This window comes from Endozoicomonas acroporae, assembly GCF_002864045.1.
Taxonomy (GTDB): Bacteria; Pseudomonadota; Gammaproteobacteria; order Pseudomonadales; family Endozoicomonadaceae; genus Endozoicomonas; species Endozoicomonas acroporae.
In genome coordinates this window covers 1-1,284 of the sequence record NZ_PJPV01000218.1, presented here as the reverse complement: position 1 = coordinate 1,284, position 1,284 = coordinate 1, and the positions used below count along the sequence as shown (strand labels likewise).

Genomic DNA, 1,284 nt, shown 5'->3' with positions numbered 1-1,284 from the left:
GGCATTCCTTCCCGGCATGTGAAAACGGATCTTGAGTCACGATAGGAGGAAGGCAATTACTGGCTGTTTGTTTTCTTCCTCTTTGCCGGTTTACCGGTTTGCTCCTCTGAATGTTCTTCGGCAGTTAAGTAACCATGATCTGAGGGTTGCCTGCCTTTATCAGCAGTAACGTATGCCGCATCTGCCCGCCTTCTTTTAAGTGATACAGAGCCATGCTCCTGTGGTTGGAAGCCTATCCTGGTCTTTATTTGATCAATGTATGGTTTCATTAAATCCTGATTGCAAAGCCTGTTAACCGGAATTTCAATGACCTCAAATCCTGCTTTTTGCAACAGTGCGATTTTCAGCAGAGTCGCACCATTTCTGGTTTTGAAATCACCACCTACGTAATGAGAGGGACCCTGAACTTCAATCACCATGTTGTGATCTGGCAGTAGCAGGTCAACCGGAGGTAATGAGTTCAGGCTCTTTTCTTCTTCAATCTGCAAAGATGGAATAGATGATTTGAGTTGATCACGGAAGTCGACCTGGGTTTTTGAAATGTTTGTCTGGTAATGGTGAACGACCGGACAGGCTCTGCCAAGCCAACTTGCGGCCATGATCATGATGGATTGATCCTCTTCATTATCTGGCGATGTATTTTCCAGGCGAGTCAACAGGTCATCCATGTGCTTTTCAAACACGTTATTTTTATGGGCATTGGAGTCCAGAGCCAACCTGGCACAGCATACCATGACTCCCCAGAGAGACATCAGTATCTCTTGCTGAGAGAACTGAGTGTTTTCACTGATTCTGTAGACAAGAGATTTGAACGTGGATGTAAACACGTTCAGCTCAATGAGCTCACCCAGATTCGCCGTGGCCCACAGCAGGTTGGCAATTTCCTGTGGTTTTACATTAGCTTTCTGTGCGTTCACGAGGGACAACAGCGATGCCACGGCCTCGTTGAACTCTGGTGTCTGCTCCTGCCCGTTCTTCACCAGTTTCGCCATGGCCCACAGCAGGTTGGCAATATGCTGGGGAATAAATTGGTCTTTCTGTACGTTCACGTGGGGCAACAGTGCGGTCAGAGCATCTTTGAACTCTGGTGTTTTCTCTAGCCCGCTGTCCACCAGCTTCGCCATGGCCCACAGCAGGTTGGCGATATGCTGAGGAATGAATTGGTCTTTCTGTGCGTTCACGTGGGGCAACAGTGCGGCCACTGCATCGTTGAGCCCTGCTGTCCACTCCTGCCCGTTGTCCACCAGTTTCGCCATGGCCCCGTGTAGGTTGGCGATTGTAGAT

Annotated in this window: 1 protein-coding gene; it reads right to left on the bottom strand. The window is 48.9% G+C overall.

The window, feature by feature from the left end; all coding sequences use genetic code 11:
• Nucleotides 1–56: 56 nt before the first annotated feature.
• Nucleotides 57–1,284: RAP domain-containing protein (locus CX664_RS24235; RefSeq protein WP_219622292.1), on the bottom strand; the 1,228-nt coding region annotated here is incomplete at its 5' end.